This window comes from Streptococcus sp. 5905 (assembly GCF_013276505.1).
Taxonomy (GTDB): domain Bacteria; phylum Bacillota; class Bacilli; order Lactobacillales; family Streptococcaceae; genus Streptococcus.
This window is the reverse complement of sequence record NZ_VMLC01000001.1, coordinates 576,368-592,255: the sequence shown is the minus strand read 5'-3', so window position 1 is coordinate 592,255 and position 15,888 is coordinate 576,368. Positions and strand designations below refer to the sequence as shown.

Sequence of the window (15,888 nt, the reverse complement as noted above, 5' to 3'; positions counted from 1 at the left end):
CTATTCTTCTCAATAAGATAGGGATTTATCACTTTTATTATATCAAAAAATTGTTAAAAAATCATGATGAATCCAATGAAAAAGCTTGGAATTTTGGTATAATCTATCTATAGAAAAGCGAGGGAAAGTCATGATCCGAAAAGTTCAGCCTATTATTACTATCATACTTGGGGCAGCTATTTATGCCTTTGGTCTTACCTATTTTGTAGTTCCTCACCATTTGTTTGAAGGCGGAGCAACTGGTATCACATTGATTACCTTCTATCTCTTTAAAATTCCAGTCTCATTGATGAACCTCTTGATAAATATTCCTTTATTTATCCTAGCCTGGAAAATATTTGGTTCTAAGACTCTCTACTCCAGTCTCTTGGGAACTATCTCCCTCTCTGTCTGGCTTGCTGTCTTTGAACGAATTCCTTTACAATTTGACTTGCAAGGCGATCTCATTATCGTCTCTTTAGTTTCTGGTGTTTTACTGGGAGTTGGTTTGGGAATCATCTTTAATGCTGGTGGTACAACAGGTGGATCAGATATTGTTGCTCGCATCCTCAACAAATACACCAATATTTCAATTGGAAAATTGCTTTTCTCGCTTGATTTCATTATTCTAATGTTGATTTTGATTATCTTCCAAGATTTGCGCCTAGTGACTTATACTCTCTTATTTGACTTTATCATCGCTCGTGTTATCGACCTGATCGGTGAAGGAGGTTATGCTGGTAAAGGATTTATGATTATAACTCAATTTCCAGATCAGTTAGCCGAGAAAATTAACGATGAACTCGGACGTGGCGTAACCTTTATATCTGGTCAAGGCTACTACAGCAAAAAGGATTTAAAAATTATCTACTGTATCGTCGGTCGAAATGAAATCGTTAAAATGAAGGATATGATTCACCAAATCGATCCTCAAGCCTTTATCACCATCACTGAGGCTCATGAAATTCTGGGTGAGGGATTTACTTATGTAAAAGATTAAAAAAGCTGGGAATTCCCAGCTTTTATTTTTCTTCAGAAAGTGTAGAGTGACGATAGCCATAAGTAAAGTAAATCACTAGTCCAACCAACAAAGCAAGTCCAAAGGCAATCCATGTTTCCTTGGTATACTGAAGCATAAAGGAAACACAGATAAGGATGGAAAGGATCGGCAAAAGCGGCACTAAAGGAGTTTTGAATTCTCCTTCTTTTGGCATGCCCTTATCCTTTCTGAGCTTGATAATACCGTAGGCAAGTAGAATTAGATAGGCTAGTGTACAGATATTTAAAAAAGCAGCGATACTGGCTAGCGGAAAGACTCCTGCTGCAATGGCTGAAGCAACTCCTGTTAAGATGGTCGCATTCTTTGGAACCCGGCTAGTTTTACTTAGCTGTTTAAAACTTCGAGGTAATAGACCATCACGTGCTAAGCTGTAAACCATTCGAGAAAGAGCGTAGGTCATGGAAATACATACGGTTATCAGGGTTAGAATAGCTACCAGTGAAACATAGTTGGCTGCCCAGCCAATTCCGATACTACGCAATGAAAAGGCCACTGCATCATCCACATTGAGTTGGCTATAGTGAACAATCCCAGTCAATACTATTGTTACCAAGGCATAGAGAATGGTGACGATTGTCAGAGAAAGCACAATTCCGCGAGGAATATTTTTTTGCGGACTTTGAATTTCATCAACTGCCATGGAAATCGACTCAAAACCGAGAAAACCAAAGAACATCAAAGAGGCTCCTGCCATAATCCCAGTACTTCCTCCATAAAGCTGACCAAAACCAAAAGGAGCAAAATTCGACCAGTTTTCAGGTTTGATATACCAAATGCCAACTAGGATAAATAAGGCAAGAGCAGAGAATTTCAAGACCACTAGAAGCGAATTAAAGCGTAAGGCTGCCTTGGAATTTAACAAAACCAATCCCGTTACCAATGTCAGTACTAAAATAGGCAGAAGATCGATATAGGTTCCCTGTTCAGGGTTAAAAGTTCCATTCAAGGCTTGAGGCATGGAGATACCATAATTACTGAGCAAACCCTTAAAGTAAGCTGCCCAACCAGACGCCACACCTGAAACAGCTGTCATAAATTCCATGATGGTCAACCAGCCAGCAATCCATGCTGGTAATTCTCCTAAAATCGCATAGAGATAGCTATACGCGCCACCAGTTGCAGGAACACGAGAGGCAAATTCTGCAAAAAATAAGGCTGATAGAGAAACACACAGGGCAGAAATCACGATGGAAACCACTAGTGATGGACCAGCTAGGGTAGCCGCTGCTGTTCCTGTAATGGTGAAAATCCCCGTCCCTACCATGGCACCGATCCCTAATAGAATCAAATCCCACAATTTCAAATGGCGATGCATCTCTGTCTGTCTCAGACTAACATCCTTGGTTCTAAAAATATTCATACTTCATCTCCACTAAATGTAATTGTTTTATTTTACCACATAAAAGCATTTTTGTGAATATTTATTAGGTCCATTTTTGAAAAAAATTCTGAACAGGAAGACTTCCTGTTCAGAACTTGCATATTCTTACCCAACAGACCCTTCCATCTCATAGCTAATCAAGCGATTCAGCTCAACTGCGTATTCCATTGGAAGTTCTTTTGTGAAGGGTTCGACAAATCCCATGACAATCATCTCGGTTGCCTCAGATTCTGACAAACCACGGCTCATGAGGTAATAGAGTTGTTCCTCTGAAATCTTAGATACCTTGGCTTCGTGTTCCAAAGCAACTTGCGAGTTGTGAATTTCATTAAATGGAATAGTATCTGACGCTGACAAGTCATCCATGATAATGGTATCACACTCAATGTGAGAAACAGATTTCTTAGAGTTCTTGTTAAAGGTTACTTGTCCACGGTAGTCCACCTTTCCTCCGCCTTTAGCGATGGATTTAGACACGATAGATGAGCTGGTATGTGGAGCATTGTGGATCATCTTAGCACCCGTGTCTTGGTGTTGCCCTGCATTAGCAAAGGCGATAGAGAGCATAGTACCACGCGCCCCTTCTCCATCTAGATAAACAGATGGATATTTCATGGTTGTTTTGGCACCCAAGTTACCATCAATCCACTCAACTGTCGCATCTTTCAAAGCTTTGGCACGTTTTGTTACTAGGTTATAGACGTTATCAGACCAGTTTTGAATAGTCGTATAACGCATATAAGCTCCATCCAAAGCAAAGATTTCTACAATGGCTGCGTGCAAGCTGTTACTTGAGTAAGTTGGCGCTGTACAACCTTCTACGTAGTGAACACTTGCTCCCTCGTCAACGATAATCAAGGTACGTTCGAACTGACCTGTATTTTCGTTATTGATACGGAAGTAGGTTTGAAGTGGGATATCTACCTTGACACCTTTTGGTACGTAGATAAAGGTTCCACCTGACCATACTGCTGAGTTAAGGGCTGCCAACTTATTATCAGTCGGCGGGACCAACTTCGCAAAGTACTGTTTAAACAAGTCTGGGTATTCCTTGAGGGCAGAATCCGTATCTGTAAAGATAATTCCTAACTTCTCAAACTCTTCCTTCATGTTGTGGTATACCACTTCTGATTCGTACTGGGCAGAAGCTCCAGCTAGATAGGCACGCTCAGCTTCAGGAATCCCGATACGTTCAAAGGTTTCTTTGATTTTTTCAGGAACTTCATCCCAAGAACGGGCTGGTTTGTCAGATGGTTTTTGGTAGTAGATCAAATCATCAAAGTCAATCTCTGACAAGTCCACTCCCCAAGTTTGCATAGGCATTTTCTTGAAGGTTTCATAAGACTTCAAACGGAACTCCAACATCCACTCAGGCTCACCCTTGGCAGCAGATAATTCACGAATAACACCTTCGTTGAGTCCTTTTCCTGTCGATAGGACAGGCTCTACATCATCATGGAAACCAAATTTATATTCACCAAGGTCAATTGGTTTTGGTTCTACTCTTTCTTCAGCCATAATATCCTTTCTTTCATTCTTCATTTTCTACTGATTTATAAGACAAAAGAAACTTGTCTTATCTGTTATCTTGATTTTCAATTGTCTTCTTAAGAGCGTTCCAAGCTAGGGTTGCACACTTTATTCTTTGAGGGAATTTGGCAACACCTGATAAGAAGGCTGCATCGCCAAGTCGGTCTTGACGCTCATCTTTTTGTCCTTGAACCATTTCAGAAAAAATGGTCGCAAGTTCTAAAATTTCTTGCTTGGTCTTCCCTAAAACGGCATCTGTCATCATACTAGCAGAAGCAGTTGAAATCGTGCATCCTGAATTTAGAAAAGCAATATCTTCCAAACGGTCCTCTGTGTCAAACTTGACAGAGAGGTTGATGACATCCCCACAGGTTGGATTATTGAGGCTGATTTGCTCAGCATCTTCCAGCTTCCCTTGGTGATGTGGATTTTTCGAATGGTCTGCCACCACTGCCATATAAAGGCTATCTAGTTTAGAAAGTGCCATTGAAAAACTCCTTTGTCTTTTGTAAGGCATCGACTAGTTTGTCACAATCCGCCTTAGTATTGTAGATATAAAAACTTGCACGAGCTGTTGCTGGGACTTCCAAATATTGGAGCAAAGGTTGGGCGCAATGATGACCAGCGCGAACAGCCACTCCTTCATAATCCAGTGCTGTAGCTAGGTCATGGGGATGAAGATCACCTAGGTTAAAGGCAATAACACCTGAACGTTGAGCCAAATCCTGCGAACCATAAATAGTCAAACCTTCAATGGCCTGCAATTTTGGAAAGACGTATGCAATCAGTTCTTGTTCATGAGCTTCAATGGCATCCATACCAATCTTTTCTAGATAATCCACTGCAGCTGCAAGTCCAATAGCTCCTGCCATATTGGGTGTCCCAGCCTCAAATTTCCAAGGCAATTCCTTCCAACTAGCAGATTGCTCATAGACGAAATCAATCATCTCACCACCAAATTCAACTGGTGACATTTGCTCAAGATACTTTTCTTTACCATAAAGCACACCGATACCAGTCGGGCCAGCCATCTTGTGACCCGAAAAGGCAAAGAAGTCCACATCCAAGTCCTGAACATCAATCTTCATATGAGGCGTAGATTGAGCACCATCCACTACCATGATGGCTCCAACTTGGTGGGCCATTTGCGTGATTTCCTTGATTGGATTGACCACACCAAGAACATTGGAGGCGTGAGCTAGGGAGACAAATTTAACCTTATCAGTCAATTTAGCTCGCAAGTCATCCATATCCAGAGCTCCGTTCTTGAGATAAACATAGACAAGCTCTGCCCCAGTCTTGCGACAGGCTTCCTGCCATGGAATGATGTTGGAATGGTGCTCCATGACAGAAATCAAAACTTGATCTCCCTCAGTCAGGATTTCCTCAGCAAAGCGTGCCACCCAGTTAAGACTGGTTGTCGTTCCTCTGGTGAAGAGAACTTCCTTTGTCGAACCTGCGTTGATAAACTTACGAATGGTTTCACGAGCAGCTTCATAGGAAGCTGTCGCCCGTTCCGCCAAGGTATGGACACCACGGTGAACATTGGCATTGTCCTGCTCATAGTAGCGGTTGATTGTTTCCAGAACTGCTAGTGGTTTTTGTGTCGTCGCAGCATTGTCCAGATAGACCAGAGGTTCATCGTTGACAATCTGGTCTAAAATTGGAAAATCCTTGCGAATCGCTTCTACATCTAACATAGCCTTCCCCTTAGCGTTTTGACAATTTTTCTTCGATAGTTGCAATCATTTCGTCACGAACTTCCTTGACTGGAATCTCTACGATAACGGATCCAAGGAAACCACGAACAACCAAACGTTCTGCAGTTGCCTTGTCCAAGCCACGGCTCATAAGGTAGTACATGTCTTCTGGATCTACCTGACCGATAGACGCCGCGTGACCTGCAGTAACATCATTTTCATCAATCAAAAGAATTGGGTTGGCATCTGAACGCGCCTGGTCTGAAAGCATAAGAACTCGACTTTCTTGTTGGGCATCTGCTCCTTTAGCTCCCTTGATGATGTGACCGATACCGTTGAAGGTCAAAGTTGCTTTCTCAAGAATAACTCCATGTTGCAGGATATTTCCGATTGAGTTGCAACCATAGTTGGTTACGCGAGTGTCAATCCCTTGCACCTGACGACCACTTGAAAGAGCAACAACCTTAAGGTCTGCATGGCTACCATTTCCAAGCAAGTCGCTATCAAAGTCAGCAACGACATTTCCTTCATTCATGACACCAATCGCCCAGTCAATACTTGCATCATTGCCCAACTTACCACGACGGCTAATGTAGGCAGTGACATTCTCACCAAGACGGTCAATCGCTGCAAACTTCACTTGCGCACCTGAACGAGCAATGACTTCCACTGTGATATTGGCAGTTGCTTTAGCACTACTCTCACCACGTGACTCTAAACGCTCCAGATAACTAATCTTGCTGTTTTTACCAGCGATAATAAGGATATGCTTGTTAAATGGTACATCACTATCGCTGTCTTGGTAGAAAATTCCTTCGATTGGCTCTGCAATCTCAACATTATCAGGAATATAGAGAACAGCACCACTATTAAAGTAAGCCGTGTGGTAAGCTGCTAATTTGTCATCGTCATATTTAACAGATGACATGAAGAATTCTTCTACGAGCTCTGGAATTTCTTCTAAAGCTGAGTGGAAGTCTGTAAAGACTACCCCTTGTTCAGCCAATTCTACTGGAATTTGTTCAAAAACAGTTTGGGTGCCTACTTGAACCAATTTCAAGTGATTGTCTAAAGCTGTGAAGTCAGGAACATTTGCTGATGGTCCGCTTTCTGTAATGGTCCCATCTCCCAGATTCCAACGATGAAATTTCACACGCTCGATAACTGGTAATTCCAAACTCTCAATCTTATCAAAAGCTTTTTGACGGAGGTCGGACAACCAGCTTGGTTCAGCGTGCATTTCTGAAAAAAGTTTAATAGTTTCTTTAGTCATTTACTTCTCCTAAAAGATACGAGGGAATTACAATTCTTCCTTGTAGTCATAGCCAAGTTCTTCAGCTAATTTTGCGTATCCTTCACGTTCCAAACGGGCAGCCAATTCTGGACCGCCAGAAAGGACAACACGACCTTCCATCATCACGTGTACTACGTCTGGTGTGATGTAGTTCAAGAGACGTTGGTAGTGAGTGATAATCATGGCACCGAAGCCTTCACCACGCATGGCATTGACACCTTTCGATACAACTTTAAGGGCATCAATATCAAGACCTGAGTCAATTTCATCCAAAAGGGCAAATGTTGGCTCCAACATCAAGAGTTGAAGAATTTCATTACGTTTTTTCTCACCACCAGAGAAGCCTTCGTTGAGGTAACGCTCTGCCATTTCTTCTTTCATGTTGAGCAATTCCATTTTCTCGTCTAGTTTAGTGATGAATTCACGAACTGAAATCTTTTCATCATCTTCTTTTCCAGCATTCATGGCTGCACGAAGAAACTCAGCATTGGTAATCCCTGGAATTTCAGACGGGTATTGCATGGCAAGGAAAAGTCCCATACGCGCACGCTCGTCCACTTCCAACTCAAGGATGTTTACGCCATCAAACAAGACCTCACCTTTGGTGACTTCATAGTTGGGATTTCCCATAATGGCAGCCGAAAGAGTCGACTTACCAGTACCATTTGGTCCCATAATGGCTGCGATTTCTCCTGTTTTCAGAGTCAAATTGACTCCTTTTAAAATTTCTTTTCCTTCAATCTCAACATGAAGATCTTTGATCTCTAATACTGACATGATAGTTCCTTTCTTTTTCAAACATTTTGCTCAATACTTTAGGAAATTGCTTACAATCCCTAAAAAATAGGACAAAAGGTCAATAAATATACTCTACTAGTATAACAAAAAAAAGCCTAAAAGGCTTTGATTTTGTCTAGAAGCTGGGGTCTAATCCTTGCGGTTTAAGTGTTGATCAATAGCGTCTACGATTTTTCCCATTACATAACTTAACCTAAAATTTCGAAAGAGTAGAATGGCCCAAAACGCTGCCATAACGTAGCGACCAGTCATCCAGGCTTCATTGAAAAAATAAGTTTCAGCAGCCGTGAATAATGCTATTATGATAAATTGTTGTCTATTCATAAGATTATTGTATCATGAAATTCATTTTTAGTCTTCTTCGACCATAACTTTATCAGCCAGAAATTCAAATCCTTCTGGAATCAGGCTCTCTTCTTCTACCTCTTGCTCGGCTTGAGAAGACTTGTTTTTAGCTGAAAATGCTGCTCGAACCTCTTTCCATTCCTCTAGGGAAATAGCCAGAATCTCAGGTGAAAATCCAGCGGCTTGGCTGAGAATATTGCCGAACATGGTATTGAGGTTATCCCGTTTCATGGTTTGACCAGCATTGAAATTAGACTCAAAGGCTAAAATAGCATGGTGTTCATTGGCCGCAACTGGTTGAGAACCTACGAGAAGGGCCTTATCAGGTCCAGCTAAACTTTCAATCACTTCTCCCCATGCATTCTGGAGGCGAATCAAGTTTTGTCGTGCCAAATCAGGATTTTCGACAGCTTCTTGCAGGATAGACTGAACTTTGTTGCGATCCACTCGATAGACTGTTTTGGAAGTGGCTGGACGACTAGGAACTGGCGCAACTTGTTTAGGAGCCGTGCCCACATTGGCAAGTTCTTGTTTGAGACGGGCGACTTCCTGTCTTAGTGCAGAAATTTCACTTTCAACAGCTCCTGAAACCGCAGATTCAGGCTTGATTTCCGCTAAACGAATGGTCATCATCTCAGCGTAAATCTTAGGTTGCAAGCTAGCCTTCATATCTGCTAAACTCACTGTCGCTAGACGAATCATTTCAAAAAGGCTTTCCTGGGAAAGAGCTAGATTATCCATAAAAACTGGACTATGATGAGTATTTTCGCCACCAGTCTGAACAACCAGTAGATCACGCAAATACTGCAAGAGATCCGTCACAAACCGAGTCATGCTTTTGCCATTTTCAAACAAAAGATTCAAAGAATCAAGCGCTTTTGGAACATCCTGTTGGGCCAAGGCGGCCACATAGTCATCTAGAGCTGATAGACTAATGGTGCCTGTAATCTCCTCCGAAATAGCTGTCGTTAAAGCATTCCCTTGCGTCAAACTCAAGGCTTGATCCAAAATAGACAAGGCATCCCGCATCCCACCTTCAGCCCGTCTAGCAATGATCTCCACAGCCTCTGGTTCAGAACTGATATTCTCTTTTGACAAAATAGCTTGGATATGCTCCTTAATATCTTGCGTTCGAATCGATTTAAACTCAAAACGTTGAACACGCGATAAAATAGTTGCTGGAATCTTATGCAATTCAGTGGTTGCCAAAATAAAGACAACATTCTGAGTTGGTTCTTCAAGGGTCTTCAAAAGCGCATTAAAGGCTCCCGTAGACAGCATATGAACCTCGTCGATAATGTAGACCTTATAACGAGCCAAGCTAGGAGCATAGGTCGATTTATCACGAATTTCACGAATTTCATCGACTCCATTATTCGAAGCCGCATCCATTTCGATAACATCTTCTAGGCTACCTTCTGTCACTGCCTGACAGATATAACAGTTATTACATGGTTCTCCGTCTACTTGGTTTGGACAGTTCATAGCCTTGGCAAAAATCTTTGCAACGCTAGTTTTCCCAGTTCCACGAGGACCTGAGAAAAGATAAGCGTGACTAATCTTTTCCTGCTCAACCGCTTGTTTTAGGGTTTTAGCCACAACTTCTTGACCTACTAGTTGTGAAAAGGTCTGGCTTCTATATTTTCGATAAAGTGCTTGATACATTAGGCTTTCTCCTCAAACATTGTAAAGTTCCATTCTGTCTTCTCAAGCAAAATAGCGACAAATTGTTCCAAGTAATCACGATCAATAGCATTGTAATCATCAATCAGAGAAGAATCTAGGTCTAAGACTCCAACTAATCTTCCATTCTTAAGCATGGGGACTACGATTTCACTCTTGGCATGACCATCACAAGCAATGTAGTTTGGATAGGTGCTCACATCGCCAACTAAAACAGTCTCCTGAAACTCAGCAGCTTCTCCACACACGCCTTTTCCAAGTGGGATGCGAATGCAAGAAACTCCACCCTGAAAAGGACCTAAAACCAATTCACTTCCATCAAACAGATAAAAACCTGAAAATACTGTATTGGGGAAGCGAGATTTTAGGAGGGCACTAGCATTTGAAAGATTGGCAAGAACATTGGTCTCACCTTCTAGTAAATAAGAGAGTTCCTCATTTAACATTTGATAACGTGATTGTTTTTCTGAATCTAACATAGAACTATTATATCAAAAATGAGAAAGAGACAAAAGAAAAATCCCTTGTTTTAAACAAAGGATTTTGCGATTATCAATTTGATTAAAGTTCGATATCACCGAACAAGTCAGCCATTGAGAATCCTGTTTGTGTTTCTGGAAGTTCGAAATCACGTTTTTCTTGACGTTTTGGACGGCGTGGACGAGCAGCGCGTTTCTCTTCTTTTTGTCCTTCTTCTTGAGCTGGACGTTCTTCAAGAGCTTTGATAGAAAGTGATACACGTTCTGCGTCAGCGTTAACATCAAGGACTTTAACAGTAACTTCTTGACCAACAGTAAGAGCTTCTTTTGGATTTTCGATACGTTTGTGTGAAATTTGTGATACGTGAACAAGTCCATCGATACCTGGCAATACTTCAACAAATGCACCGAAGTCAGTCAAACGTTTAACTGTTCCTTCTACTACATCACCTTTAGCCAATTTTTGCTCAACGCCATCCCAAGGTCCAGGTGTTGTTGCTTTAAGTGAAAGTGATACGCGTCCTTCTTCTTCGTTAAGATCAAGGATCTTCACTTCGATTTCTTCACCAACAGTTACAACTGATTTAGGTGAAACGTTACGTTCGTGTGACAATTCAGTCAAGTGAACCAATCCGTCAACACCACCAAGGTCGATAAAAGCACCGAAGCTTGTGATACGAGCAACTTTACCAGTTACTACATCACCAACAGCCAATTTACCGAATACTTCAGCACGAGCTGCTGCAGTAGCTGCTTCAACAACTTCACGACGTGAAAGGATGAAGCGGTTTTCTTTAGGATCAACTTCTTTGATTTTAGCATCAAATTCTTGACCTACGAAACGCTCAGTGTTACGTACGAAACGAGTATCCAACATTGAAGCTGGGATAAATCCACGAACACCTTCAAATTCTACTGAAAGTCCACCTTTAACGGCACGAGTTCCTTTAACAGTAACAACTTCTTCTTCGCGTCCTACAAGTTTGTCCCATGCTTTGCGAGCTTCAAGGCGTTTTTTAGATACAAGGTATGTAACTGTATCAGTATCTTTACCAACTACTTGACGAAGTACAAGAACATCCAATACTTCTCCTACTTTCACAAAGTCATTGATATCTGCATCGCGATCGTTTGTCAATTCGCGAAGAGTCAAGACACCTTCAACACCAGTCCCAGAGATTGCAACGTTAGCTTGAGTCGCATCAACTGTCAATACTTCAGCACTAACAACATCACCAGGCTCAACTTGGCTAACGCTATTTAGCAAATCTTCAAATTCGTTCATCTAAAAAATCCTCCAACAATCAAGTCTTTTCCAAAACTTGACATACTTATAATTTTTTTCCTAAGCACCCGCAAGAACATGTTCGTATTGTTCACGTCTTTCAATATAAAAATAAAATACCCTAAGATATTTTTCTTTTTATCTTGAATTTATTACCTAAGAACTGGGGTAGCTGGATTCGAACCAACGCATGAGGGAGTCAAAGTCCCTTGCCTTACCGCTTGGCTATACCCCAATGATGAGATGGAGAGAGAGGGATTCGAACCCCCGAACCCGAAGGAGCGGATTTACAGTCCGCCGCGTTTAGCCTCTTCGCTATCTCTCCAATGCTTAACGAAAACTATTATATCATGAAATTTTCAAAAAAACAAGCATTATTTTGTTAAATTATAGTTTTCAATCAAAATTTCCACAGCTTTTTCAAGTTTTTTATAAAAACTATCGACATTTCCATTCTTTATGATGGCAAATTGACTGTCTAATTCGGCAATTTCGCCAATGACCTTTTTTCCAATCGTCAAAACGTAACCTTCATAACTATCTTTTCCAACAGTCACTTTTGCATCTGTTAATTGGATTTCAATTTTCTTATCTTTTTTACTCATACTGTACCTCTTTTCACTTTTTCTATTGTACAAGAAAAAGCTCAAACTAGCAAGAAAAAACTCCATTTCAGCGTTACAACTGCTATGGAGTTCTTCTTTACTTCATATCTTTTAGTCCACTTTGACAATCCATCCTTCAGGCGCTTCTACATCACCAAATTGGATGCCAGTCAATTCATCATAGAGTTTCCGTGTAACAGGACCTACTTCTGTTTCACTATAGAAAACATGGAAATCATCGCCATGTTGGATACCTCCAATTGGCGAAATAACCGCTGCTGTACCACAGGCACCTGCCTCTACAAAACGATCCAGATTATCAATTGGAACATCGCCTTCAATCGGTGTCAAGCCCAATCGGTGTTCTGCCAAGTAAAGCAAAGAGTACTTGGTAATGGATGGCAAGATTGACGGACTCAATGGCGTAACAAATTCATTGTCTGCCGTGATTCCAAAGAAGTTGGCTGATCCGACTTCTTCAATCTTTGTATGTGTAGATGGGTCTAGGTAGATAACGTCAGAAAAGTTGCGAGACTTGGCCATTTTACCTGGAAGGAGACTAGCAGCATAGTTTCCACCTACCTTGGCCGCTCCAGTACCATTTGGAGCTGCACGGTCGTATTCATCCTGAATCAAGAAATTAGTTGGAACCAATCCACCTTTAAAGTAGTTACCAACTGGCATAGCAAAAATGGTGAAAATATACTCTTCTGCAGGTTTTACCCCGATAATATCCCCAACACCAATCAAAAGTGGACGAAGATAAAGGGTTCCACCTGTTCCATATGGTGGGACGTATTCTTCATTTGCGCGCACAACTGCTTTACAAGCTTCTACAAACATTTCTGTCGGAACTTGTGGCATCAAAAGACGGTCACAAGTACGTTGCAGACGCTTAGCATTTTCGTCAGGACGGAACAGTTGAACACTGCCATCCTTCGTACGATAGGCTTTCAATCCCTCAAATGCTTGCTGTCCATAATGGAGGCTTGGAGAAGACTCTGAAATATGCAAGGTTGCATCCTCTGTCAATTCTCCTTGATCCCATTGACCATTTTTATAATGAGCGATATAACGATAAGGTAATTTCATATAAGAAAATCCAAGATTTTCCCAATCAATTGCAACTGTCATGTGTTTCTCCTTTATACTATTCAAACTATGTGTTCTATTCTACACTTTTCTAGTAAAATTTCAAGTATTATTTGTAATTTTCTGAAAATTTTTTCAACATAAAGAAATCAGCCCCTTGGACTGATTCTTTTTACGAATTTGTTTTATCCTCTTTAAAGACTTCTTTGAGGTAAGCATCGAAAACTTCCTCATCTGAAATCGTATCTGAGATAAAGCTTCCGTTGCTAGTACGTTCTGACAAGTTGAGGTCTTGCAAGCGACTCTCATAGATTGTTCCCTTGTTCGATTGGACAAGTAACGTTTGGTCGTTTTCTTCTACTTCTGCACTAAAAAGGTCTCCAACGAAACCTTGCTCTGCAACTGCTCCAGCCAAGAAGACACGGTGCGGTTTGTTTTTCAACTCACGCAAGACTTGTAGGCCTCGTTTGGCACGGCCGGTCGCTGGAATTTCCTCACAAGAGACACGTTTCAAGCTTCCACGTTGGGTCAAGAGGTAGAAGGATGAGGTGTTACAGATAAAGGCTGCCTGAAGCGCATCATCTGCTTTCAGGTTCATAGCCTTGACACCTGCAGCCTTGGCACCAACAACCGGAACCTCTTCGATATTGAAACGAAGAGCATAACCGTTTTGACTAATCAAGAGAACATCATCAAGTCTAATCGGAGTCACTGCTACAATTTGGTCTGTCTCGTCTTTGAGTTTAGCGTACTTGACAGATTTAGACTTATAAGTTCTCCATGGAGAGAATTCTTTGCGTTCTACACGCTTGATTTGACCAAGGCGAGTCGCTGCAAAGTAGGTTGTCGCATCATCAAACTGATCCACTATTTCTGCATAGAGGATTTCTTCGTTAGTTTCAAAGTTTGTAAGGGTCTGACTCAAGTGCTCTCCGATGTCCTTCCAGCGAATATCTGCTAACTCATGGATTGGTCGATAAATGACATTTCCAAGAGTCGTGAACATCAAGAGGTGCTGAGTAGTCTTGGCAACTTGTACAAAGATCAGACGATCATCATCACGCTTGCCAATTTCTTCCAGAGTGGATGCCGCAAAGGAACGTGGGCTGGTACGCTTGATATAACCTGCCTTAGTCACGCTGACGTAAGTATCTTCCTCGGCGATCAAACTAGCTGTGTCAATCTCGATTGCTTTCGCAGTGTCTTCTAAAGTACTCAAACGTGGTGTCGCAAATTTCTTTTTGACCTCACGGAGTTCTTTCTTCATGAGATTGTACATAGTCCGTTCATCACCGATGATAGCAGCAAGCATGGCAATCTTTTCACGAAGTTCTGCTTCTTCTTCTTGCAAGACAACCACGTCTGTATTGGTCAAACGGTAAAGTTGCAAGGTTACAATAGCCTCAGCCTGCTCTTCTGTAAAATCATAGCTGACCTTGAGGTTTTCCTTGGCGTCAGCCTTGTTCTCAGAAGCTCGGATAAGGGCAATGACTTCGTCCAAAATCGAAATCACGCGAATCAGACCTTCGACGATATGGAGACGTTTCTCAGCCTTTTCCTTGTCAAAGTGGGAACGCGCCAAAATCACTTCACGACGGTGGGCGATATAGCTAGATAATATTGGAACAATTCCAACCTGACGAGGCGTGAAATTGTCAATCGCCACCATGTTAAAGTTGTAATTGATTTGCAAGTCGGTGTATTTGAAGAGATAGTTGAGTACGAGCTCGGTATTCGCGTCTTTCTTGAGCTCAATAGCGATACGAAGACCGTCACGGTCAGACTCATCACGAACCTCAGCAATACCAGCCACCTTGTTATTGACACGAACATCATCGATTTTCTTGACGAGATTGGCTTTATTGATTTCATAAGGAATCTCAGTGATAACGATTTGTTCCTTACCACCTTTTAGCCTTTCAATCTCCGTCTTAGATCGAACAACCACGCGCCCTCTCCCAGTTTCATAGGCCTTCTTGATTTCGTCACGACCCTGAATAATCCCTCCTGTCGGGAAATCTGGTCCAGGCAAGAATTCCATCAGCTTGTCCACCTTGGCTGTTGGGTGATCAATCATGTAAACAGTCGCATCAATGACCTCAGCTAAATTATGCGGAGGAATGTCTGTGGCATAACCAGCCGAAATACCAGTCGATCCATTCACCAAGAGGTTTGGAAAGGCTGCTGGTAAGACAGTGGGTTCTTTCTCGGTATCATCAAAGTTCCAAGCAAAAGGAACTGTCTTTTTCTCAATATCCTGAAGAAGGTACCCAGCAATTTCAGACAAACGTGCTTCAGTATAACGCATAGCCGCAGGTGGGTCCCCGTCCATAGAACCGTTGTTACCGTGCATTTCGACTAGAATCTCACGATTTTTCCAATCCTGAGACATACGAACCATGGCATCATAAATAGAACTGTCACCGTGTGGGTGGAAATTTCCCATGATGTTCCCGACAGACTTGGCAGACTTACGGTAGCTCTTGTCAAAGGTATTGCCATCCTTATTCATCGAATAAAGAATACGGCGCTGAACCGGCTTCAAGCCATCTCTAATGTCTGGCAAAGCCCGGTCTTGAATGATGTACTTGGAGTAGCGACCAAAGCGCTCTCCCATGATGTCCTCAAGGGACATGTTTTGAATGTTAGACATAATA

General features: G+C 41.8%; 14 protein-coding genes and 2 tRNA genes. 1 reads left to right on the top strand and 15 read right to left on the bottom strand.

What is annotated here, in order from left to right; translation table 11 throughout:
• The first annotated feature begins 130 nt into the window (after positions 1-130).
• Positions 131-979 carry a YitT family protein gene (locus HT680_RS02925; protein WP_173258088.1) on the top strand — a complete coding sequence of 283 codons (849 nt, stop codon included), beginning with the start codon at positions 131-133 and terminating at the stop codon, positions 977-979.
• A gap of 22 nt (positions 980-1,001) precedes the next feature.
• Here HT680_RS02925 and HT680_RS02920 read toward each other — a convergent pair whose 3' ends face one another.
• The 15 genes from HT680_RS02920 to parC all read right to left on the bottom strand — a co-directional run bounded on the left by HT680_RS02920 (position 1,002) and on the right by parC (position 15,884).
• On the bottom strand, positions 1,002-2,399 hold the full coding sequence (locus HT680_RS02920; protein ID WP_173258086.1) for an amino acid permease: 1,398 nt from the start codon (positions 2,397-2,399) through the stop codon (positions 1,002-1,004).
• A 126-nt stretch (positions 2,400-2,525) separates the two neighbouring features.
• Positions 2,526-3,938, bottom strand: a complete 1,413-nt coding sequence (gene sufB, locus HT680_RS02915; RefSeq protein WP_173258084.1) for a Fe-S cluster assembly protein SufB — start codon at positions 3,936-3,938, stop codon at positions 2,526-2,528.
• Positions 3,939-3,996: 58 nt separating this feature from the next.
• Positions 3,997-4,437: a Fe-S cluster assembly sulfur transfer protein SufU gene (sufU, locus tag HT680_RS02910; RefSeq protein ID WP_173258082.1), complete on the bottom strand. Its 441-nt coding sequence runs from the start codon at positions 4,435-4,437 to the stop codon at positions 3,997-3,999.
• A complete protein-coding gene (locus tag HT680_RS02905; protein WP_173258080.1) occupies positions 4,424-5,650 on the bottom strand; it encodes a cysteine desulfurase in 1,227 nt (408 codons plus the stop codon). The genes sufU and HT680_RS02905 overlap by 14 nt, the downstream gene beginning before the upstream one ends.
• Before the next feature lie 10 nt (positions 5,651-5,660).
• Positions 5,661-6,923 carry a Fe-S cluster assembly protein SufD gene (gene sufD, locus HT680_RS02900; protein ID WP_173258078.1) on the bottom strand — a complete coding sequence of 421 codons (1,263 nt, stop codon included), beginning with the start codon at positions 6,921-6,923 and terminating at the stop codon, positions 5,661-5,663.
• 27 nt (positions 6,924-6,950) lie between these two features.
• Positions 6,951-7,721, bottom strand: a complete 771-nt coding sequence (gene sufC, locus HT680_RS02895; RefSeq protein WP_000114489.1) for a Fe-S cluster assembly ATPase SufC — start codon at positions 7,719-7,721, stop codon at positions 6,951-6,953.
• Positions 7,722-7,871: 150 nt separating this feature from the next.
• Positions 7,872-8,066 carry a DUF3272 domain-containing protein gene (locus tag HT680_RS02890; RefSeq protein ID WP_173258076.1) on the bottom strand — a complete coding sequence of 65 codons (195 nt, stop codon included), beginning with the start codon at positions 8,064-8,066 and terminating at the stop codon, positions 7,872-7,874.
• Between the two features lie 27 nt (positions 8,067-8,093).
• Positions 8,094-9,752, bottom strand: coding sequence for a DNA polymerase III subunit gamma/tau (gene dnaX / locus HT680_RS02885; protein WP_173258074.1), 1,659 nt, complete (start codon positions 9,750-9,752; stop codon positions 8,094-8,096).
• On the bottom strand, positions 9,752-10,249 hold the full coding sequence (locus tag HT680_RS02880) for a GAF domain-containing protein (RefSeq protein WP_173258071.1): 498 nt from the start codon (positions 10,247-10,249) through the stop codon (positions 9,752-9,754). The genes dnaX and HT680_RS02880 overlap by 1 nt, the downstream gene beginning before the upstream one ends.
• A gap of 82 nt (positions 10,250-10,331) precedes the next feature.
• Positions 10,332-11,534, bottom strand: a complete 1,203-nt coding sequence (rpsA, locus tag HT680_RS02875; RefSeq protein ID WP_001001617.1) for a 30S ribosomal protein S1 — start codon at positions 11,532-11,534, stop codon at positions 10,332-10,334.
• 163 nt (positions 11,535-11,697) lie between these two features.
• Positions 11,698-11,769, bottom strand: a tRNA-Gln gene (locus HT680_RS02870).
• Positions 11,770-11,778: 9 nt separating this feature from the next.
• A tRNA-Tyr gene (locus HT680_RS02865) sits at positions 11,779-11,859 on the bottom strand.
• A gap of 49 nt (positions 11,860-11,908) precedes the next feature.
• On the bottom strand, positions 11,909-12,139 hold the full coding sequence (locus tag HT680_RS02860; protein WP_000037107.1) for a DUF2969 domain-containing protein: 231 nt from the start codon (positions 12,137-12,139) through the stop codon (positions 11,909-11,911).
• A 111-nt stretch (positions 12,140-12,250) separates the two neighbouring features.
• On the bottom strand, positions 12,251-13,288 hold the full coding sequence (locus tag HT680_RS02855; protein WP_345890217.1) for a branched-chain amino acid aminotransferase: 1,038 nt from the start codon (positions 13,286-13,288) through the stop codon (positions 12,251-12,253).
• Positions 13,289-13,403: 115 nt separating this feature from the next.
• Positions 13,404-15,884: a DNA topoisomerase IV subunit A gene (gene parC, locus HT680_RS02850; protein ID WP_173258069.1), complete on the bottom strand. Its 2,481-nt coding sequence runs from the start codon at positions 15,882-15,884 to the stop codon at positions 13,404-13,406.
• Positions 15,885-15,888: the final 4 nt, after the last annotated feature.

Coding starts and splice junctions, on each gene's coding strand:
- rpsA (WP_001001617.1), bottom strand. CDS start 11,534: ATGAACGAATTTGAAGATTTGCTAAATAGCGTTAGCCAAGTTGAGCCT.
- HT680_RS02905 (WP_173258080.1), bottom strand. CDS start 5,650: ATGTTAGATGTAGAAGCGATTCGCAAGGATTTTCCAATTTTAGACCAG.
- HT680_RS02920 (WP_173258086.1), bottom strand. CDS start 2,399: ATGAATATTTTTAGAACCAAGGATGTTAGTCTGAGACAGACAGAGATG.
- dnaX (WP_173258074.1), bottom strand. CDS start 9,752: ATGTATCAAGCACTTTATCGAAAATATAGAAGCCAGACCTTTTCACAA.
- HT680_RS02890 (WP_173258076.1), bottom strand. CDS start 8,066: ATGAATAGACAACAATTTATCATAATAGCATTATTCACGGCTGCTGAA.
- sufU (WP_173258082.1), bottom strand. CDS start 4,437: ATGGCACTTTCTAAACTAGATAGCCTTTATATGGCAGTGGTGGCAGAC.
- HT680_RS02880 (WP_173258071.1), bottom strand. CDS start 10,249: ATGTTAGATTCAGAAAAACAATCACGTTATCAAATGTTAAATGAGGAA.
- sufB (WP_173258084.1), bottom strand. CDS start 3,938: ATGGCTGAAGAAAGAGTAGAACCAAAACCAATTGACCTTGGTGAATAT.
- parC (WP_173258069.1), bottom strand. CDS start 15,884: ATGTCTAACATTCAAAACATGTCCCTTGAGGACATCATGGGAGAGCGC.
- sufC (WP_000114489.1), bottom strand. CDS start 7,721: ATGTCAGTATTAGAGATCAAAGATCTTCATGTTGAGATTGAAGGAAAA.
- sufD (WP_173258078.1), bottom strand. CDS start 6,923: ATGACTAAAGAAACTATTAAACTTTTTTCAGAAATGCACGCTGAACCA.
- HT680_RS02925 (WP_173258088.1), top strand. CDS start 131: ATGATCCGAAAAGTTCAGCCTATTATTACTATCATACTTGGGGCAGCT.
- HT680_RS02860 (WP_000037107.1), bottom strand. CDS start 12,139: ATGAGTAAAAAAGATAAGAAAATTGAAATCCAATTAACAGATGCAAAA.